This window comes from Fuscibacter oryzae, from assembly GCF_016765795.1.
In the GTDB taxonomy this organism is placed as follows: domain Bacteria; phylum Pseudomonadota; class Alphaproteobacteria; order Rhodobacterales; family Rhodobacteraceae; genus Fuscibacter; species Fuscibacter oryzae.
Genome location: NZ_JAESVP010000014.1, coordinates 41717 through 60477 on the forward strand (window position 1 = coordinate 41717; position 18761 = coordinate 60477).

Consider the following 18761-nt stretch of genomic DNA (forward strand, 5'->3'; position numbering starts at 1 on the left):
AGTGCTAGGGTTTCACATTCTGTTGAACATTGCAGGGGTTGCGGTGTGTCTGATCCGCCGGGGGGCAGGGTATGATTGTTGCAGGCAATTTTCGGGTCGAGGACAGGCATCAGGGCATTGAGGTTTCCTGCGCGCTGCGGGGCGAGGGCTTTCCCGATCGGCTGACCTTTCACGCCCCCCATGCCACGGCCCATACTGTGGATGTTGCACAGCCGAACTGGGCGGCGATGGCGTTGATCTGGCCGGCCATGCTGATGGGGCAGGATCTGGTGATCGAGGCGGACCTCTCGCCGCTGCTGCTTTACAACATGCAGAACGACCTGATGGCTTTGATGCGGAATTACGAGCCGCGGCTGAAACCCATCCGTATTACGGCGGGGCTTTCCGGGGATATCCAGCCGAAGGCGGGGCGCGATGTGATGACGGGGTTTTCCGGCGGAGTGGACAGCTTTTCCACCTTTGCCCTTTATACCCGGCCCCAAGTGCCGCCCAGCTTGCAAATGACAGCGCTGGCGGTGTTTCAGGTGGGTGCCCTTGGCCCCACGGCGCGCAGTGAGGAACTGTTGCCCCCGGCGGTTGCCCATGCGCGGGCCCATGCCGATGACCATGGGCTGAAAACCTATTCGCTGTCGTCAAACATGGATGAGGTCTTTGCCCCGGCCAAGCCCTTTGGCCCGGTGGATTTCCGCACCACCGTGGGCTTTCGCAATGCCGCCGCCGCCCTGCTGATGCAAAACGGCGTGGGCACCTATCTGCCTTCGGGAACGGTGGCCTATAACCGCGCGACCTTTGGCCCCTATAGCTGCACCGAGCCGCTCGACCCTGCCTTGCAGCCCCTGTTTTCAACCGAAAAGCTGCGGGTCCAACCGGCGGGCGCAGGACTTAGCCGGATCGACAAGATTGCCCTGATTGCCGACGATCCACAGGCGCAGCGGCGGCTGAACGTCTGTATCAGCCCGCCGGGGCGTCCGCGACCGACCACCACGCTGAACTGTTCGGCTTGCTGGAAATGTATCCAGACCCTGCTGGTGCTGGAGGCGATGGGCAAGCTGGAGGGTTTTGCCCCGGTCTTTGATCTGGGCTTTTACCGGGCCAACCGCCGCCGCCTGCTACAATCCTTGTCCGATCTGGCCTTTGGCCAGAATTACCTGACCGCGCAGGAACAGATCCTCTATGCCCGCGCCCATGGGCTGGAGGTGCCCCGGGCGCGCGGCAAGGCAGAGCGTCGGCTGCGCAAGCTGGCCCGGGCCGTGCTGCGGCGGGGACAGGGCAAACCCTATGCCCCCGCCCATGCAGGCGCGATCACTCCTCCCGGAAGGCGCGCATCACCTGATGCGACATCGGCGCCAGAAGGTAGCTGAGAACCGAGCGGTCGCCGGTTTTCAGGAAGGCTTCCACCGGCATTCCCGGCAGGATTTCCACGCCCTTCAGGCGATGCAATTCCTCTGGCGTGACGGCCAGTGTCAGGCGGTAAAAGCTTTGCCCGGTTTGCGGATCGGCGATGGCGGCAGGCGAGATGCTGGCCACCTGCGCCTCAAGCCGCGGGGTGCTGCGGGGATCAAGGCTGGGGAACACCAGTTGTGCGCCCTGCCCGACATGCACGCGCTCGATATCCTGCGCGCCAAGGCGCAACTCGAATTCGACAGCCCCTGTTTGCGGCACGATCTGCATCATCACGGCCCCGGGGGCGACGACGCCGCCTTCGGTGGTGACCTGCAATTCATGCACGATGCCGGTGGCCGGGGCCTTGATGTCCACCCGCGATAGCTGGTCGTTCAGGGTGATGATCTCCAGCACCAGCTCTTCCACCTCGGTGCCGGTGGTGCGCAGATCGGTCGAGACCTGTTCAAGGAAAGCGCGGTCGGCCTGATCCACCTCAAGCTGGGCATCGCGGATCGCGTTTTCCAACCGGGCGCGTTCGGCCTTGTCGCCGGCAATCTCGCCCATCAGGCCGGCGCGGTTGCTTTGCAACTCCAGCTTCTGGCTTTCGCGCACCATGCCTTTTGCGAACAGTTGTTCGGTCGTGGCCAGTTCCTTTTCGACAAGGGTCAGCTGTTCCGCACGGGCGGCGATCTGGGCATCCATCCCGTCAATCTGGTTATTGAACTGGGCGATCCGTTCGGCCAGTTGGGCACGACGCCCGTCGCGCTGTGAGGCGCGGGCGGCAAAGATCTGGCGCTGGCCCGCCTCGGCCTGAGCCGTATCCGGGGCGGTAAAGGGCAGGGTGGCATGGGCAAAGGCCGGCTGGGCCAGCCCGGCTTGTTCCGATTGCAGCCGGTCGCGCAGCGTCAGCGCCGCCGCAAGCCGGTTCATCGCCATGTCGCGCTTGGCCTTGATCAGCGTGGGGTCCAGCCGCAAGACCACCTGGCCCGCCTGAACATGATCGCCATTGGCAACCAGAATGTGCTGCACCTCGCCGCCATCCAGACTTTGCACCACACGCGGTTTGCCGGGCACCACGGCCTGACCGGGGGTGACGACGGCGCCGCTGATCGGGGTGAAATGGGCCCAGGCCAGAAAGACCGCCATCATCGCCAGGCTGCCCAGCATGCCGATGCGGGTGGCGCGGCCAAGTTCGGTGCGGGGCTGCGCGCCATGGGGGGCAGCCAACGGAGCAAGAGCGGCGGTCATGCGTGGCTCTCCTGTGCGGCGGCTTGCTGGCCCCGGGCGTGCAGGCGGCGGAACAGGGCGGCGGCCCCGGCAACGGCGGTGGCCTGTGCGGCGGCGGGGCTGGTTTCGGTGTCATCCTGATCGGCCAGCGGGCCGGGAACGGCCTCGGCCATCAGATCGGGGGCCGTTTCTGGCACCGGGGTGAACAGGTTGTTCTGCCACAGTGGCCGCACGTTTGACCCCGGCAGGCTGCGGCCCGGCTCGGCAGGCACCGGGCGCACCTTTTGCAGCACCTCATCGCGCGCGCCATAGCGGGCCACGGCCCCTTGCGCCAGCACCAGCACCTTGTCGGCCGAGGACAGAACGGCGGCGCGGTGGGTCATCAGGATCACGGTCGCCCCGCGTGCCTTGAGCCCGGCAATCACCGACAGCAAGGCCGCATCACCATGGCTGTCAAGGTTCGAGTTCGGCTCGTCCAGCACCACGATTGTCGGCTGGCCATAGATGGCGCGGGCAAGGCCAAGGCGCTGCATCTGCCCGCCCGACAGCGGCTGCAAACCGCCGCCCAGCCGGGTGGAATAACCTTCGGGCAGGGCAAGGATCATGTCATGAACGCCAGCGGCCTTTGCCGCCTCGATCACCGCCTCATCCGTGGCATCGGGGGTAAAACGGCTGATGTTGTCGCGCACCGTGCCGGGCAGCATGTCGACCATCTGCGGCAGATAGCCAATGTGGCGGCCCAGCTCGACCGGATCCCAGTGGCTGCGCAGGGCACCATCCAACCGTATCTCGCCAACTTCGCTGGTCCAGGCGCCGACCAGAATGCGCGCCAGCGTCGATTTGCCGGCCGCACTGTCGCCGATCACACCCAGGCATTCGCCGGGTTCCAGATCAAAGCTCACTTGCGTCAGGATGCGCTTGCGGTCGGCCCCGGCCACGGGCGGGCCAAGGCGGGTCAGGGCTTTCACCTCGATCCGCCCGGTGGGGGCAGGCAGGCGCAGGGCGCGCGGGGTGGCGGTTTCACGGTCGAAGAATTCGGTCAGGCGGCGATGGGCAACGGCAGCGCGCGAGATGGCCCGCCACTGACCGATGATCTGGTCCACCGGGGCCAAAGCCCGCCCCGACAGGATCGAAGTAGCAATGATCATGCCCGCCGACATCTGATGGCCCAAGACCAGCCAAGCGCCCAGCGTCAGCATCGCCGATTGCAGGAAATTGCGGAATGCCTTGGAGAAGGAAGAGGTCGCCTCGGTCACATCGGTGCCCTGCTGATTGGCGGCAAGGCTGGCGCCCTGCAATTCACGCCAGCGCGCGGTCACATCGGCCTGCATGCCCATCGCCTCGATCAGCTCGGCCTGACGCTGGCCCTGATCGGCAAAGCCGCGCGCCTGCGCATCGCCCGCCATGGCCCGGTCGGCAGACCCCCGCGTCATCCAGTGATTGACCAGCGCCACGACAATGGCAACGCCCGCGCCCCCCAGCGTCAGAAGGCCCAAGAGCGGATGGATCAGCCACAGGATCAGCACATAAAGCGGCATCCACGGCAGATCGAACAACCCGCCGATGGCCGGGCCGGAAAGGAACCCGCGCAAAATCTCGAGGTCGCGCATCGGCTGGGCCTGGCCCTGCCCGCCTTGCAGCCCCGATTTCAGCCAGGCGCGAAAGGCCACCGGGGCCACTGCCCCTTCCAGCCGCATCGCCGCGCGCGACAGGATGCGCGCGCGCAGGAATTCGTAAAGGCCGTAAAAGGCGTAAGCCAGCGTCACGATGACGAACAGGCCCTGCAAGGTGGCGACCGACCCCGAAGACAGCACCCGGTCATAGACCTGCAGCATGTAGAGAGAGCCGGTCAGCATCAGAAGGCTGATCAGCGCGCTGAAGAACCCCGCCGCCATGACCGGGGGGCGCATCCCGCGCAGGGCGCTGCGATAGGCGTTCAGCTCTGGCTGGCTGGCGGCGGAGGGGGCGGGTGCCTTGCCTTCAGTCACGGCCATCTGACGTTCCTTTCTGCGGTCGGGTGCTGCCCACAAGCTGCGGTGCAGCATCCCCATTGCGCCCCAGGGCTTTCCCTAGGATATTCAGGGCAAGGGACCTCCCGATCAGGGCAAATTGATGACCAATTCCGTTCAGTCCAGTGACCAGTTGCCCGAGGTTTCGGTGATTGTTGTCAGTTTCAATACGCGAGAGATGACGCTGGACTGCCTGCGGTCTATCGCGGAACAGACGAAATCGGCGCATGAGGTCCTCCTGATCGACAACGCCTCGGGGGATGGAACGGCGGCGGCGGTGGCGGCGGAATTTCCCGGCGTGCGGCTGATGGCCGAGGCCGAAAACCACGGCTTTGCCCGCGCCAACAACCTCGCGGCCAAGGGCGCGCGGGGGGAATATATCCTGCTTTTGAACCCCGATACCGTGGTGCTGGACGGCGCGATTGACCAGTTGCTGGCCTTTGCCAAGCGAGAGCCACAGGCGAAAATATGGGGCGGGCGCACGCTTTACGGCGATGGCAGCCTGAACCCGACCTCTTGCTGGGGCAAGATGACATTGTGGAGCGTGTTTTGCACCACAACCGGCCTTAGCAGCATCTTGCAGCAGAGCCGCCTCTTCAACCCCGAAGGCTATGGCAACTGGCAGCGCGACAGCGCGCGCGCTGTTGATATCGTCACCGGGGCATTCCTGCTGATGAAGCGCGATCTGTGGAACCACCTGGGTGGGTTCGACCTCAGCTATGTGATGTATGGCGAGGAGGCGGATCTTTGCCTGCGCGCCTGCGCCATTGGTGCGCGCCCGATGATCACGCCCGAAGCCACGATCATCCATTATGTCGGGGCCTCGCAACAACTGCGCGGCTCCAAGCTGGTGATGCTGTTGAAGGCCAAGATCCGCCTTATCCGGGACCACTTTCCTGGCTGGCAAAAGCCGCCCGCCATGTGGATGTTCCGCCTTTGGCCGCTGATGCGGCTGTGGGGGACCAAGGCACGGGCGCGGCTGAAAGGCAGCAGCGCCACCCGGCAAGACAACATCCTGAAGCTGAAAGAGGTCTGGTCGCGCCGGGCCGAATGGTGGAACGGCTGGGCGGATATCTGAATGACCAATACTCCCCGCGTTTCCATCATCCTGCCCGCCTATAACCGAGAGACGCTGGTGGCGCGCGCCATCGACAGCGTGCTGGCCCAGACCTATGGCGATTTCGAGCTGATCATCGTCGATGACGCCTCGAAGGACGGCACGCGTGCGGTGCTGGAAACCTATCGCGACCACCCCAAGGTGCGGCTGATCCTGTCGGATGTGAACCGCGGTGGTTCGGGCGCGCGCAATCTGGGGATCGAGGCGGCAAAAGGTGAATTGATCGCCTTTCAGGACAGCGACGATGTCTGGCTGCCCCATAAACTGGCAGCCCAGGTGGCCGCGCTGGATGCCAACCCGCAGGCGGGCCTGTGCTATTGCGGGTCGCTGTTTTTCAGCCAAAAGCGCACCCATTACATCCCCGAGAGGGCTTCGGCCCGGTTTGAGGGCGACATGTCGGCCGAGATTCTGCGGCGCAACACGACCAGCACGCAGGTGTTGGTCATCCGCCGCACGGTGCTGGACTCGGCAGGCCATTTCGATGCCACGCTGAAGCGGTTTCAGGACTGGGATCTGATGATCCGGGTGGCACAAGAAACCGAGTTTGTCTTTCTGCCTGAACCGATGGCGGTGATCTTTGCCACCGCCGGAAACATCTCGTCCTTCGTGGAAAACGACGCCATCGCGCGGGCGCGGATTCTGGAAAAATATGCCGACATCTTCGCAAGGAACCCCGATCATGCCGCGCGCAATCACTATATCACCGGGCGCGTGTGGCAAAAGCTGAAGAAACAGGCAGCGGCGCGCGTCCATCTGCGCGCGGCGCTGGCGCTGCGGAAGAACCCGAAAGCCGCGCTGAGTTTTCTGCGCAGCCTGCTTTCCTGAGGCCAAAACCCGGGGATCATTGGCAAAAATGCCGGGGCATATCATGGATTGCAGTCTCTATTTCGTCATACCGATCCGGCACCACGCCACGATCCGCGACTGGGACGTGGTGCAGCGCAACCTGAGCCAGACGCTGGCCTCGATTTCGGCCCAGACGACAGCAAACTGGGAATGCCGGCTGGTGGCCAGCCATGGTTCGGTCCTGCCACCCTTGCCACCACGCTGCGTGGCCCGCTTCATCGACCTGCCGGCCCCGGTCTTGCCCGATCGTCGGACCGACCCCGAGGCCTATTTCGACGAAATCCGCCGCGATAAGGGCTTACGCATCCATGAAGGGGTCCGGGATGTCCCGCCTGAGGCCTTTGTGATGCCGGTCGATTACGACGATTTCGTCAGCAACCGGCTGGCCGAATTCGTCTTGCGCAACCGGGCGGCGGCGGGCTGGTATTTTCCGCAAGGCTATCTGCATTCCGGGGGTCGCTGGGTCTATCTGACCCACCGGCTGCACAAAACCTGCGGCACCTCTCACATGATCCGGCGCGGGGTGCTTGGCGCGTTCAAAACCCCCGAGGGGACCCCCGATATTCCCGCCATCAAGCGGCGGCTGGGAAGCCATCTGTTCAACCTGCCCGATCTGGCGAAGACCAGAAATGCGCTGGCCCCCCTGCCCTTTCCCGGTGCAGTCTACCGGATCGGCGATCCGCAATCGGCCATCGGCACCGGGGCGGGCATCTTTGCCACAATGACCCCACCCGCCCATCTGCTGCACCACCCGATCAATGGCCTGCGCCGCGTTGCGCGCTATCGCCCGCTGACTGCGAAAATCCGCCAGGAATTTTCGCTGCTCTAAGCCGCCTTACGCCCCCAGCCGGCCCACCCTTATGCCGGTGTAGGGTGCCCCATTGGCCGAGGTCCAGGCCGTGGTGCCCGCCCCGATCCGCAGGCCAAGCCCGGTGCCCGTGGTGCCAAGCCCGCTGTCGGGTTCGGTCGTCGTCAGCACCAGCACATCGTTGCGGTAAAGCCGCTGGATGCCGGTTTCCACCTCGAACCGCATGGTGGGCAGGGCGCCCACGCTTTCGGCAAAGGTATAGGTGCCCAGAACCGTCGCCGTGCCCGCCACATATTTCAGAATCCGCCAGGCCGAACCGTTATAGCCCGCCGCCAGAAAGGTCAGATCAGCCGAGGAGGCCCGCGCCACCCCATAGCTGGTCAGTTGCGCATTGTTGGTCAGAACCTTGTAATCCAGTTCGACAAACACCCCCGCCCCCAGCGCCTGATTGGCCAAGGTCGCCACGCAGAACTGGCTGGTCGTCCCCGGCCCGCGCAGTGCCACGGAATCCGAGGTGATGGCAGCATTTCCGGTGCTGCTGGCGTGGCGCACCCAGGTGCCCAGCGTTGGCACCAGCGCCTCGACCAATGTGCCCGCCACCTTGCCGGTGAACGTGTCCTGCCCTGTCACCGTGCGGGCGGGGGGCGCCGTATCGCTGACCGTGACCGGTGTGGCCCAAAAGCTCCATGGCCCTGCTCCATCGGCGAAATTCGCCCGGATACGGCCAACATAGACCCCCGCCGCCAGCCCGGTAAAGCTGTTGGTCGTGCCGCTGACCGTGGCGGTCTGGGCAAAGCCATAGCTGCCCGAAAGCCCCGCCTCGACGGTATAGCTGATGGCCCCTGCCACGGCGGTCCAGCCCAGCGACAGGGTTTGCAGGCTGGGCGCGCTGGCCGCCCCAACAGTCACCGCCGCGCGTGCATTCACCTGCGCGGCGGTCAGGAAGGCATGGGCAATCACCTGATGGCCCGCGTCGTTGCAATGCAATCCGTCCGCGCTCATCAGGGCCACGCCGCCCAGATCGCGCAACTTGCCATAGACATCAGCATAGGCCACGCCATATTCCGTGGCAATTGCCAAACATTCATTCACATAAGCCTCATGGATCGTCCGGTTCGACCCGGTGAAGCCCGCGCTGCCCACTGAATAGGTGCTATCAGGATACCAGTTCGGCGACCCGATCACGATCTCGCCCCGCGCATAGCCGCCCCGCAGCAGGCCGTTCATCACCTCGCGCATATCCGTCGCAAAACCCGCAAGGTTGAACGTGGCAGGCGCCCCGGTATAGCGCAGGTCATTGGCCCCATAGAGGATATAAAGCCGGTCCGACCTGTTCGCCCCCAAAAGGTCGGCAACAAACCTGTCGCGCCCATTGCTGGCCAGCGGCACCCCGCCCGAGGCCAGGCTGTTTTGCAGCACCGTCCCCGCAATGCCCTTGTTGCGAATGGTCCCTGCCCCCATCGCGCCGCCGATCAGGCTCAGCGCATAGGCCGCCGTGCCTGATGCCCCGTCACCCTCGATTGTCGAGGATCCGAACCCGCTGATCGTGGCCACCGTGGGGCCCGCGGCAACCGTGCCCGACAGAGTGGTGCTGGCCGTGCCCTCGGTCGTGGTGACCGAGGCTGCAGCGGCAATCGCCCCGGCGCGGGCCACGAAGGTCCGGCTTAGGCCGCTGCCCGCCAGCCCCACTGCCGTGCCGCCAATGGTCAGCGACAGGCTGGCAAAATCGGTGGGGGCCGGGTTGCCGCCCGCGATCCCCGTGATCGTGACCAGGTCCCCCACCGCAGGTGTCGCCGGGGTCAGGGTCAGCGTCAGGGTCGGTGGGGAAAGGGGTGCCACCCCCGCCACCGACACCGGCCGCCCAAGGCCGATGCCAAAACCGATCCGCATCAGACCCAGCCCGTGATGCCGGTGGCCGTGGTGCCGGTGGCATGGATGCGCGTGGCCGACAGCGCATAGGAACCGGCAGGCAGCGCGGCGGTGGTGTTGACCGTGCCGTCCCGCCCCGTCCAGCGCAAAGTGCCGCCCAGGTTCAGCGTGACCTGCCGCACCGGTTCGGCCAGATCAAGCGTATCGCTGGGGGTGACGGCAAAGGCGGCAATGGCCGGCGCATTGATGCCGCCGGCGGTGTTCTGGAATCTGTCAGGCATGGCTGTGTCCTTGTCCGCCGCCCGGATGGGCGATTGGCGGCAAGGTTAGGGAACAGGGGTAATCGCCCCCCTACCCCAACGCACGCTGCCCCTTGCGACAGCGCAACGCCTATTCGGACCAGTCCGGCCCAAGGCGCGGCCCCCCCTTGGCGCCGGGCTTTTGGGCGGCCAGAAGTTCGCGCAGAAACCCCGTCGCGCCAAGGCCCGGCTTGTCCGGCCCGGTGCCCAGAACCGGCAGGAAATCTTGCCAGCGGGTGCCAGTGCCAGAGAAGAGGGCGGGAATTTTTGCGCCGCGGCCGTAAAGGTAATTCTGCCTGACCCGCGCATCCTTGGTTTCATCCAGGATCTGCTTGGCTATGTTCTCTTCAACACTGGTCCCGGAATTGCTTTGCCGCGCCTTGCCGACCAACCTGATGATGGCTCCGCCATCCCCCACCCCCGGCAATAGGGTGTTGTTTCGCACCACCACGTTCTTCTGACCGCCATTGATATAAATGGTGTTGGCCGAACGCGTGTTGATAACATTCTCCTCGATCAGAATATCCCGATATCCCCCTCCCGCCGGATCTGACACGAAGATGCCCTGTGCTGTCCGCTTCGGAGACCCTGTCGCATGGTCATCGCGCAGAAGGTTCCGGCGGATCGTGATCCGGGCTGGCGTCTTGCCCTGGGCCCCGAACATCTGGATCAGGTCAGGATGCGTCGGGGGATAAGAGATCACGTCATCAAGAATATTGCCCTCAATCAGGCCGTCATGGCTGTCCCCGGTGACGCGCATGACATCCTCCGACACCTTGCCGACCCGGCTTTGCCGGATCTCGAAATCGGCCACACTGTTGAAAATCACCCCGAATTGCCCACCCGAAATATCGCAATCCTGAATCCGCAGATGGCTGACATTGCGAAAATACAGCATGTTGTCGGACAGACAGCCACGGATGGCGATATTCTTGCTGCTCTCGACGCGGAACTGCTTTTCCAGCCTGATACCTTCGAACTGCAAATTTGAACTGTTCATCAACCGCACCTGCCCGAAAATCGCCTTGCGCGGAACTTCGGCCCGCAACGTAACGGGGTTTTTGAAACTCCGGTCCCGCAGCACCAGATCGCCATACCGGCCCGGAGCAAGAACAATTGTCCCACCCTGTATCTCCCGCAAGGCGATGACAAGCTCATCAGCTGTGCTGACACGGTGGTCCTGTGCCCACAGCGGGCTTTGCAGGAGGACAAGAGCAAGGCTGAGGCATAGGCAGCGAAGAATGGGCAGATGCGACATCGGGAATATTGACCAGACAAGGGGATGGCAAAAAGTAGCACACCCCGGTTCGATGAGAACTGAAAATCCCAGAAAGTCGCGTTGGTCAGCCACAATCTGCAAGGTTGGGAAGCATTCGATTCGCCGCGCAACTACAGATTTTGCGCGGATTTTCGCCCAATAGTACCGCTTCCAATATGATAGAAATACAATGATCCTTTTGCATTTATCTATGCTCTTGCCATCTCCGTAGCCCCGTATGCGTAACGCCAGCAAAGCGTGAAGATACGTTATCTTATTGATAAATATAAACTATAATAGAGATCGATAGATTTCCATTCTGGAAGGTCATGCCGCGCGCACGGGTAACGGACTTCTCGGAAATCCAGACAAAAATACGGCGTTTTCCGCGCAGTTGAGCGGTTGGCAACCATCGTCCTGCCGCGACAGCGCCTAGAAGATGCGCAACCTCTGCCTGGAAGATGAATTCCTGCCGCTGCTTACGGGGGTTACCAGCGATGGCTACAATCAAGGTCTCTAACCAGACCCAACTTCTCTCTGCGTTGAAAACCGCAAGCGGTGGTGACACCATCCTGCTCGCGAACGGAAGCTATGGCGATATCACCCTGAAGAACCAGTTTTCTTCGGCAGTCACCATACAGGCGGAAAATCCCCTGGGGGCGACATTCGCGAAAATCACCCTCAACGGTGCCAGCAACCTGGCTTTTGATGGCCTGAAACTGCAATACAGTTTTGCAGCCTCATCCTCATCACAGATCTCCCTGACGAACTCGACGTCAAACAGCATCCTCAACTTCCGTGATGTGAACGGCCTTGTCGTGGATAATGTCACCGCGACAGGCGGGCAGTACAGCATCCTGCTGAATTCGATCCAGAACTTTACCGTCACAAACAGCACCTTCGGCAATGTCTCGACGGATGTGATGCGGATCACAGGAAATAGCTACAATGGCTTGGTCGAGAACAATGTTCTCTCCGACACGGTTGCCCTCAGCGGAACGCACCCTGACCTGATTCAGTTTTTTGCCAGCAACGGGATCACCCCGCACGACATCATTATCCGCGGCAACCTGCTTTACGATAACCCCTCGACCGGCGAAGTGATGGCGCAAGGCATCTTTGTATCGGATCCTGCGGCAGGCGGGTACAAGAACATCCTGATCGAAGACAACCTGATCAACGTCAACTCACCCAACTCGATCTACATCAACGGCGGGCAGCAGAATGTCGTGGTGCGCCACAATACCCTTATTCCGGGCGTAGGCGACGGCGGAGCAATCATCCGGCTGGTTGACAAGGCCGGCATGAACAACTCTGGCACAATCATCGAAGGCAATGTGGCCAAGATGATCCTGGACGAGACGAAGGCCTCGGTTGTCACTGATAACTACTTCTATGGCCGCAACGCCGATTTGCCCTCGCTGTTTCATGGCACAAACGGAACCTCTTGGGAAAACTTTGTCCCTGTTGCAGGCTCTGCCATCGACTTCGGAACAGGGCTTGGGGCGCAAGACCGCCTCGCCCATCTTCTGCTGGAACATTTTGGAACCGCCACGCCCATCCAGCAGGCGGAGGCGCCAGCCGTTGTAACACCCGCGGGGCCCACTTCTGTCTATCACCTCGACACGTCCTATGAACTCAGCGGCACCAAATCCGGGGTCGTGAAGCTGGCTGACAACAAGGCGATGGATATCGACACGGGCTCGATCCATGTAAACTTCAATGCCGATACGGTTGCTGGGTCGCGCGGCATCATCTCGAAAGGCGCGATTGGTTACGACGATGATTTCTCGGTCTGGATCAAGGATGGGAAACTGATCCTGTGTGCCGAAAATGATCTGGGCCAGACAATCACCCTGTCGAAAACCGGCATCAAGGCCAACACGGATTATGATGTCCTGATCACCTTTGACGAGCAGAAGGTGAAGCTGTGGGTAAATGGAAGCCAGGTGGGCGAAGCGGCCTTTGATCTCGATCTGTCGGGCAACAGCGAATACCTGGTTCTGGGTGGGGTGAATGGTCAAAGCACCCGAGGAACAACCGACAAGGTTGCGTCCTTCTTCGACGGCACGATCAGCAATCTGTCAGTCTATGACTCGGTGTTGACGCCAACCGAATTTGCAACACTGGAAGCCCTGCGTCACAGCCACGATCTGGCGACCCCGATCACCTACTGACCCGCTGCCACGCTCTTCACAGTCCCGACCCGTTACATCGCATGGGTCGGGAGTCCTTATTTGCAATCGCAAACGCCTTAGCTCGGACGTCTCCGGTAGGGGTAAGCGGCGGGTTTCAAGGCATGTAGCAGAGGTGTCAGAGGCAATCTGACAAGGTGCTTGCGTGTGCGAGAGTTTGCCAGAAGCCGCATATTCCGCAGATACATCCGATACGCCTGCGCGGGGTATCCGGCGGCAAAGGCCGTGCGGATCGAATAGGCGCAAGACCCGGCAAGAAAACTGCGGATTGCCTCTGGACGACCGACATAACGGCCTTCGGCTGCCTTGGTGACCAGCCAATGAAAACCCTTGATAACCTCTTTCACGTTTCCCGACAGGCTTTCATGACCGCTGCGCCGCAAAGCGGCCAGAACCGGGGCAGCAATCGTCATGACCGCATCAGGCACGCGCAGGAAAAGATCGGTATCCTCCATACAGCGTAACTCTGCCGCAAACCCGCCCAACCTTGCAAAGACAGCACGCCGGATTGCGGCATTGCAGGCACCATAGCGCATGGCCGGGACAGCCCGAACTGCATCGACAAAACTTGGGTGAGCCTGGGTTATGGCGTCAACAGGCAGGATGCCGCCAAGTTCAGACGTCTCTGCAAAATTGCGGCCCTGCAAGAAGACAAGGTCAACTTCTGACGGCACGGAAGAGAATATCTGGAAAAGTGTCGGCAAGGTCCATGGAAACCACAGATCGTCGCTGTCCAGAAACACCAGCCACTCCCCCTTTGCTGCGGCGGCAGCGCGGTTTCTGGCGGTACTGGGCCCCGCATTGCCCTGCTCGATCAGCGTTACTTTTGCGAACTGGTTCAATCGGGCCAAAGCCTGCTTGGCCCGTGGAATGGAATCATCCTTTGACCCGTCATCGACGATGATCAGTTCGGCACCGGCAGGTCCAAGGCCGATACTTTCGATGCAGTCGGCGACACACCAGCCGCGATTGTAAAGCGGCATAATGATCGAAATCATGGGTTCTGACATCGCCCTTGTCTCAACCTTCCTATTTCCCAAAGCGAAGGCTAGCAGCTTAACCTGCCGGACCCAAGTAACCCGTCTGCACGGCCGCGCCGCCATCTTCTGCATTGCAGCAACAATCTGTTTCGCACGCGAAACAAAGCCGCCTTCCCTTGCGGCGATGCGGCCAGTTTCTTTGCAAAATACCGCTTTCGCCGATGCAGCATCACCCCAAAGCCTTTCAGGTTGACGCGGAACATGGCAAGACGGCCTATGACACGAAGGAATTTTCAGGCGACAGGCATGCAGCAAGGCGACCAGACCGCGGAGGACAAGCTGAACGCGGCCACAGGGGCCGGGCGGCGTGTTCTGATCGTGGTGGAAAATCTGCCGGTGCCCTTGGACCGCCGGGTCTGGCTGGAAGCCACCACCCTGACCCAGCACGGCTATCATGTCAGCGTGATCTGCCCCACCGGGCGCGGCTGGGACAAGCAATATGAGCTGATCGACGGCGTCCATATCTACCGCTATCCCGAACCGCCCGAGGCGCATGCCGGCGCCAAGGCCTATGCCGTGGAATACGGGCTGGCGCTGTGGCACATGTTCCGGCTGGCGCGCAAAGTGCGGCGCGAGCAGGGGTTTGACGTCCTTCATGGCTGCAACCCGCCCGATCTGATCTGGCTTCTGGCGCTGCGCTATCGCCTTTCGGGGGTGCGGTATCTCTTCGACCATCACGATGTCTGCCCCGAACTGTTCGAGGCCAAGTTCAACAAGCGCGGCCTTCTCTACAAGGTCATGCTGTGGTGGGAGCGGATCACCTTTGCCTGTGCCTCTGTCTCCATCGCCACCAATGAAAGTTTCCGCCGCATCGCGCTGACCCGCGGCCATATGCGCCCGGAGGATGTCTTCGTCGTCCGTTCGGCCCCCAAGGTCGAGAAATTTGAGTTGCGCCCCGCCGATCCGGTCGTGCGCAAGGGGGCAAAAACTGTCCTTGGCTGGGTCGGCGTGATCGGCCAGCAAGAGGGGCTGGACCTCTTGATCCAGGCGGTTGACCATCTGGTGCGCAAGATGGGCCTGACCGATCTGCATGTGGTGATCGTGGGCTTTGGCCCCCATCAGGCCGAGGTGGAACGCGACGTGGCTGCCCATGGTCTGGCCGATTATTTCACCTTTGCCGGCGCGCAATATGGCGAAGACCTGCTGCGGATGCTGAACTCGATCGACATCGGCGTCTCACCCGATCCGAAAAACGGGATGAACGACATTTCCACCATGAACAAGGTCATGGAATACATGACCTTGGAAAAGCCGGTGGTGCAGTTCGACCTGACCGAAGGCCGCGCTTCGGCCGAGGGGGCCTCCCTCTACGCCCGGGCCAATGACCCGCTGGATTTCGCCGCGAAAATCGCCGAATTGATCGCAGACCCCGAAATGGGCCGCGAGATGGGCCGTCTGGGCCGCAAGCGCGTGTTTGACGCGCTGTCATGGACCCATTCGGTGCCGCATCTGCTGGCCGCCTATGACCGGGTTTTTACCAAGCGTTAAGGCTGTCGGCGTGTACCCACAGTCGTGGCCGGGTTGCCTGCCAGAATGGCAAAGGGCTCGACCTTGCCGCGCACCACGGCACCGGCGCCGATAATGGCCCCCTGCCCCACTTGCGCCCCGGCAAGAATCACCGCGCCATAGCCGATCCAGACATCGCGGCCGATGGTTATGTCGGCCTCTTTCATCGCCTGATCGGTGACAGGACTGCCATCGTTGAACCGATAGTTCGCCGCCGACATCATGACACCTGGCGCCAGCATCACATCGGGCTCCAGAATGATCCGCCCCTGTCCCGGCCCGGCCCACAGATAGCAATTGGCCCCGATGCGGCAGCGGTCACCAAGGGTGATGTTCTGGCCGTTGGCAAAGCTGGCCGTGGGGCTGATGATCAGCTTTTGCCCCTTGGTGACTTTGCGCAGCTCGCTGACATGGGTGTAGTTGTAGTAATTGACCACCTTGACCGCATGGGCCCAGGCGCGCGGATCGAGGAACGACAGGATCAGCCGCGTCAAACGCTTCAGCTTGCTACGACGCGCCTTATGTACCTTTTCTTCCACCTGTCATGTCCTCTGGCTTCAAAACCCTGAACGCACACGGCGCAATGTCTCGCGATAGCGTTCCTTGCTCTGCTCCAGAACGGCCCGGTCGCTGAGCTGCCCCGGTCTGGCGACAAATGCCCGCAAGGCAGAGGGGGTCTGCAAGGCCTCCAACTCCATCCGCAGGCGCAGACGCAGCGGCAGCTTGCTGCCTCGTGCCGGTCCGACCGGCTTCGGAGTTGCAGCAGCGCCATCCACATAAACACGGCCCTGCCGCGCAACAGCAGGTGCAGCTTTTCTTGGCACGATCCGCGCTATCCGATCCATAATGGGATAGAGCGGCGATATCTTCAGTTGCACACACACACTCTCAGACCAGTCCAGCCACTTTGCCCCATTGAACCGATGAGAGATGGAAACCGCATGCCAAGGCGTGCCAAACGTATCGGCAATGATGGCTGCGTGCATGGATTCGGCAATCACCAGAGGGGCCGTCGCAAGCCTACGGATCACCGTCTTGGCATCCCCGCTAGGAGAAACATAATCAACCCCCGCTGCCGCACACAGCCGTGCCCAGTCATTACGGTAGATAGACGCTTCATGAGGGACAAAAATCGGGCGCTCGGCGCGGGGTAGCCCCTGAAATTCTGAAAAATCCGACAGCATGATTGCTGGATCTATGATCCCCCTGTCAGGCGACAGGCCCAGACCCGCCGCAGAGCGGGGACCGCGCACCGCCTCGAACCGGCATTCGGCCATCAGCCCAGAATCCGGCACATCGCCATACCCAAGACCAGACCCCACCACCAGCTTGGGCATGCCCCGTGGCAAACCATTGTTGATCAGCGTACCCACCCCGATCAGCATGTGGTCCGGCCAAGCCTCGTGCCAGCCTGGCAGCAGCTCATCCCATATCCAAGTATTCAGATCATCGCCGAAATTGCCGTGGGATGAACGATAATAATACAGATCCAAGGCTTTGCTCGCGTCAGGAAAGGGATTCTGTGGCCACCATAACCGCCGCGGCCAGATACTGCACCGCAGAAATCACCCCACCCGCACCTTGACCCAGCCCAGGAAAGCCTTGTCGGGCGCGCGCAGGCGGGGGCGGCCGGTTTCCAGCCACCAGCTTTTCCATTCGGCCTCGAGCGCATGGACGTCCCAGCCGGGGGCAAGGTGGCGGGCTTCGTCCAGCGTGTCGGGCGAAAGGAGAGGGGCCTCCAGCAGGGCTTCAGGCGGGGCGCGACGGGGGGTGACGCGCAGGATGTCGCCCGGCTCTTCCTCCAGCCGGTAATCGGGCAGGGTGTCAGCCTCGATCATGTCGCGGATCATCTTGCGAAACACCCGCCGCGGGCTGGCCGAGCCGGATTTTTTCAGCAGCGTTTCCACCGATACCCGCCATTCGGGCTGGCGCCCGCAATGCTTGCGCGCGATCTCATAGACCCGGCGCTCAAGGGGTTTTCGCAGCCGGAAATAATCGCGGCTCAGGGTCAGGACCGATTTCGACAGAACCGCGCGGAACAGCCAGTCCGAGATCGTGACCATCACGCTGACCATCCGGCCTGCCCGAGTATGGCGCACGATCTGCCAGCTTTCGATCAGGCCAAAGCCGGTGGTGGTCTCCAGCTCTCCCGTCACGATATTGGTGGTGATGCGGGTGCCCGCCAGCCGCTCGAACGCCTCGCGCAGGCGCTGATAGCCGTCTCCGCTGGTTTCGCGGTTGGTGGCAACCAGCAGGTCATGCGCCTTGAGGTGCAGAACCCGGCTGACCGCCCGGCCCATGTTGATCGCGGCCATCAGCTGGCTGATGCAATAGATCAGAATGTCCTTGTCATGAATCGTCGCCAGCCCGCGCACCGAAGGCGTGATGGTGATCTCCGCCCCGTTATGGGCATAGGACAGGATGCGCAGATCGGGCTTGGTGCCCAGCGAGAACATCGGATGTTCCATCGAGGCAAGGTCGCCCTTGGGCAGCGCGTCGAAGATGTCACAAACGAAGAAATCGGCCGTCGGGTGCCGGTCGGGCAACAGCCCGGTCACAGCGCCCCCTGCCCTGCCAAAAGCCCTGCCGCGCGCGGGAGATACCGCTGCCGCCATTCGCCTGCCTCTGCCCTCTCGGCCCGCGTTCCCGATGTTCCGCTGTGGAATCGGGCGCCGACTCGTTTCGTGGTTTCATTGACGGGCAGGGTAAAGTTATCCACAGGATGCGTCCAGTCCGAAGGCAGGAAGCCATCGGGGGTTCAGAGTCGCGGGATCGGGGTTTGGGAATCGCAGGATCGGGGTTTCAGAGTCACAGGAGGCAAAAAGCTGCTGCGAAAGCCCCTGAAAAATCAGGACTTCTGTGAAAGCCCTTCCTCCTGTAACTTACATATTAACCGGATCTAACTATGATTTTTTTGGCCACGCCCTTTTGTGACAGGCCAGATCACCTTGAGACCGATTGAATTTGCTTAGAAAATCAAAAGAAACCGGACCGATGTGTGGCTTTCCCTTCCATGTGCGCTGTTTTGTGATACTTTCAAAAAAACACAGCACATGGCCGGTTTCCGATGTCGGAAGACACCCCCCCCCCCTATTTCAACATTCAGCCTGATGCGGCCCTTGCCGAGTTGGGGGATGCCACCGACACCGCCAGCTTTGCCCGCATCGCCGAGGCTTGCGGCCGGGGGCGCGATGACCTGATCGG

The 18761-nt window shown here is 62.0% G+C and carries 15 protein-coding genes; 6 read left to right on the forward strand and 9 right to left on the reverse strand.

Annotated features, from left to right (window positions below):
- Positions 1-71 precede the first annotated feature (71 nt).
- The gene (locus JI744_RS18515; RefSeq protein WP_202662666.1) at positions 72-1361 is read left to right on the forward strand and encodes a hypothetical protein; all 1290 of its coding nucleotides are present in this window, start codon (positions 72-74) and stop codon (positions 1359-1361) included.
- Here the strand turns inward: JI744_RS18515 and JI744_RS18520 are convergent.
- The gene (locus JI744_RS18520) at positions 1303-2631 is read right to left on the reverse strand and encodes an HlyD family type I secretion periplasmic adaptor subunit (RefSeq protein ID WP_202662667.1); all 1329 of its coding nucleotides are present in this window, start codon (positions 2629-2631) and stop codon (positions 1303-1305) included. The genes JI744_RS18515 and JI744_RS18520 overlap by 59 nt on opposite strands.
- Positions 2628-4604: a type I secretion system permease/ATPase gene (locus JI744_RS18525; RefSeq protein WP_202662668.1), complete on the reverse strand. Its 1977-nt coding sequence runs from the start codon at positions 4602-4604 to the stop codon at positions 2628-2630. The genes JI744_RS18520 and JI744_RS18525 overlap by 4 nt, the downstream gene beginning before the upstream one ends.
- A 118-nt stretch (positions 4605-4722) precedes the next feature.
- On the opposite strand from JI744_RS18525, the gene JI744_RS18530 reads away from it, so the two are divergent.
- Genes JI744_RS18530 through JI744_RS18540 form a run of 3 tightly spaced genes read left to right on the forward strand, consistent with a single transcriptional unit; the run spans position 4723 to position 7411 of the window.
- On the forward strand, positions 4723-5697 hold the full coding sequence (locus JI744_RS18530; protein WP_202662669.1) for a glycosyltransferase family 2 protein: 975 nt from the start codon (positions 4723-4725) through the stop codon (positions 5695-5697).
- Complete coding sequence (locus tag JI744_RS18535) at positions 5698-6561, forward strand: glycosyltransferase family 2 protein (protein ID WP_202662670.1); 864 nt, start codon at positions 5698-5700, stop codon at positions 6559-6561.
- 43 nt (positions 6562-6604) lie between these two features.
- Positions 6605-7411, forward strand: coding sequence for a hypothetical protein (locus JI744_RS18540; protein ID WP_202662671.1), 807 nt, complete (start codon positions 6605-6607; stop codon positions 7409-7411).
- A gap of 6 nt (positions 7412-7417) precedes the next feature.
- Here JI744_RS18540 and JI744_RS18545 read toward each other — a convergent pair whose 3' ends face one another.
- From JI744_RS18545 to JI744_RS18555, 3 genes are all read right to left on the reverse strand, one after another.
- A complete protein-coding gene (locus JI744_RS18545; protein ID WP_202662672.1) occupies positions 7418-9280 on the reverse strand; it encodes an SGNH/GDSL hydrolase family protein in 1863 nt (620 codons plus the stop codon).
- The gene (locus JI744_RS18550; RefSeq protein WP_202662673.1) at positions 9280-9540 is read right to left on the reverse strand and encodes a spike base protein, RCAP_Rcc01079 family; all 261 of its coding nucleotides are present in this window, start codon (positions 9538-9540) and stop codon (positions 9280-9282) included. The genes JI744_RS18545 and JI744_RS18550 overlap by 1 nt, the downstream gene beginning before the upstream one ends.
- A gap of 109 nt (positions 9541-9649) precedes the next feature.
- Positions 9650-11071: a right-handed parallel beta-helix repeat-containing protein gene (locus tag JI744_RS18555; protein ID WP_202662674.1), complete on the reverse strand. Its 1422-nt coding sequence runs from the start codon at positions 11069-11071 to the stop codon at positions 9650-9652.
- 242 nt (positions 11072-11313) lie between these two features.
- On the opposite strand from JI744_RS18555, the gene JI744_RS18560 reads away from it, so the two are divergent.
- The gene (locus JI744_RS18560) at positions 11314-12993 is read left to right on the forward strand and encodes a LamG-like jellyroll fold domain-containing protein (RefSeq protein ID WP_202662675.1); all 1680 of its coding nucleotides are present in this window, start codon (positions 11314-11316) and stop codon (positions 12991-12993) included.
- Between the two features lie 77 nt (positions 12994-13070).
- Here JI744_RS18560 and JI744_RS18565 read toward each other — a convergent pair whose 3' ends face one another.
- On the reverse strand, positions 13071-14306 hold the full coding sequence (locus JI744_RS18565; RefSeq protein WP_202662676.1) for a glycosyltransferase family 2 protein: 1236 nt from the start codon (positions 14304-14306) through the stop codon (positions 13071-13073).
- On the opposite strand from JI744_RS18565, the gene JI744_RS18570 reads away from it, so the two are divergent.
- On the forward strand, positions 14298-15539 hold the full coding sequence (locus JI744_RS18570) for a glycosyltransferase family 4 protein (protein ID WP_202662677.1): 1242 nt from the start codon (positions 14298-14300) through the stop codon (positions 15537-15539). The genes JI744_RS18565 and JI744_RS18570 overlap by 9 nt on opposite strands.
- Here JI744_RS18570 and JI744_RS18575 read toward each other — a convergent pair.
- From JI744_RS18575 to JI744_RS18585, 3 genes are all read right to left on the reverse strand, one after another.
- On the reverse strand, positions 15536-16096 hold the full coding sequence (locus tag JI744_RS18575) for an acyltransferase (RefSeq protein ID WP_202662678.1): 561 nt from the start codon (positions 16094-16096) through the stop codon (positions 15536-15538). The genes JI744_RS18570 and JI744_RS18575 overlap by 4 nt on opposite strands.
- Before the next feature lie 18 nt (positions 16097-16114).
- Positions 16115-16942 carry a polysaccharide pyruvyl transferase family protein gene (locus JI744_RS18580; protein ID WP_202662679.1) on the reverse strand — a complete coding sequence of 276 codons (828 nt, stop codon included), beginning with the start codon at positions 16940-16942 and terminating at the stop codon, positions 16115-16117.
- Between the two features lie 180 nt (positions 16943-17122).
- On the reverse strand, positions 17123-18106 hold the full coding sequence (locus JI744_RS18585) for a replication initiator protein A (RefSeq protein ID WP_236019555.1): 984 nt from the start codon (positions 18104-18106) through the stop codon (positions 17123-17125).
- Positions 18107-18761: the final 655 nt, after the last annotated feature.

Excerpts from the sequence above, each read along its gene's own strand:
- JI744_RS18535 (WP_202662670.1), top strand. The coding sequence starts at position 5,698 with ATGACCAATACTCCCCGCGTTTCCATCATCCTGCCCGCCTATAACCGA.
- JI744_RS18515 (WP_202662666.1), top strand. The coding sequence starts at position 72 with ATGATTGTTGCAGGCAATTTTCGGGTCGAGGACAGGCATCAGGGCATT.
- JI744_RS18530 (WP_202662669.1), top strand. The coding sequence starts at position 4,723 with ATGACCAATTCCGTTCAGTCCAGTGACCAGTTGCCCGAGGTTTCGGTG.
- JI744_RS18570 (WP_202662677.1), top strand. The coding sequence starts at position 14,298 with ATGCAGCAAGGCGACCAGACCGCGGAGGACAAGCTGAACGCGGCCACA.
- JI744_RS18540 (WP_202662671.1), top strand. The coding sequence starts at position 6,605 with ATGGATTGCAGTCTCTATTTCGTCATACCGATCCGGCACCACGCCACG.
- JI744_RS18560 (WP_202662675.1), top strand. The coding sequence starts at position 11,314 with ATGGCTACAATCAAGGTCTCTAACCAGACCCAACTTCTCTCTGCGTTG.
- JI744_RS18580 (WP_202662679.1), bottom strand. The coding sequence starts at position 16,942 with ATGCTGATCGGGGTGGGTACGCTGATCAACAATGGTTTGCCACGGGGC.
- JI744_RS18525 (WP_202662668.1), bottom strand. The coding sequence starts at position 4,604 with ATGGCCGTGACTGAAGGCAAGGCACCCGCCCCCTCCGCCGCCAGCCAG.
- JI744_RS18550 (WP_202662673.1), bottom strand. The coding sequence starts at position 9,540 with ATGCCTGACAGATTCCAGAACACCGCCGGCGGCATCAATGCGCCGGCC.
- JI744_RS18520 (WP_202662667.1), bottom strand. The coding sequence starts at position 2,631 with ATGACCGCCGCTCTTGCTCCGTTGGCTGCCCCCCATGGCGCGCAGCCC.
- JI744_RS18545 (WP_202662672.1), bottom strand. The coding sequence starts at position 9,280 with ATGCGGATCGGTTTTGGCATCGGCCTTGGGCGGCCGGTGTCGGTGGCG.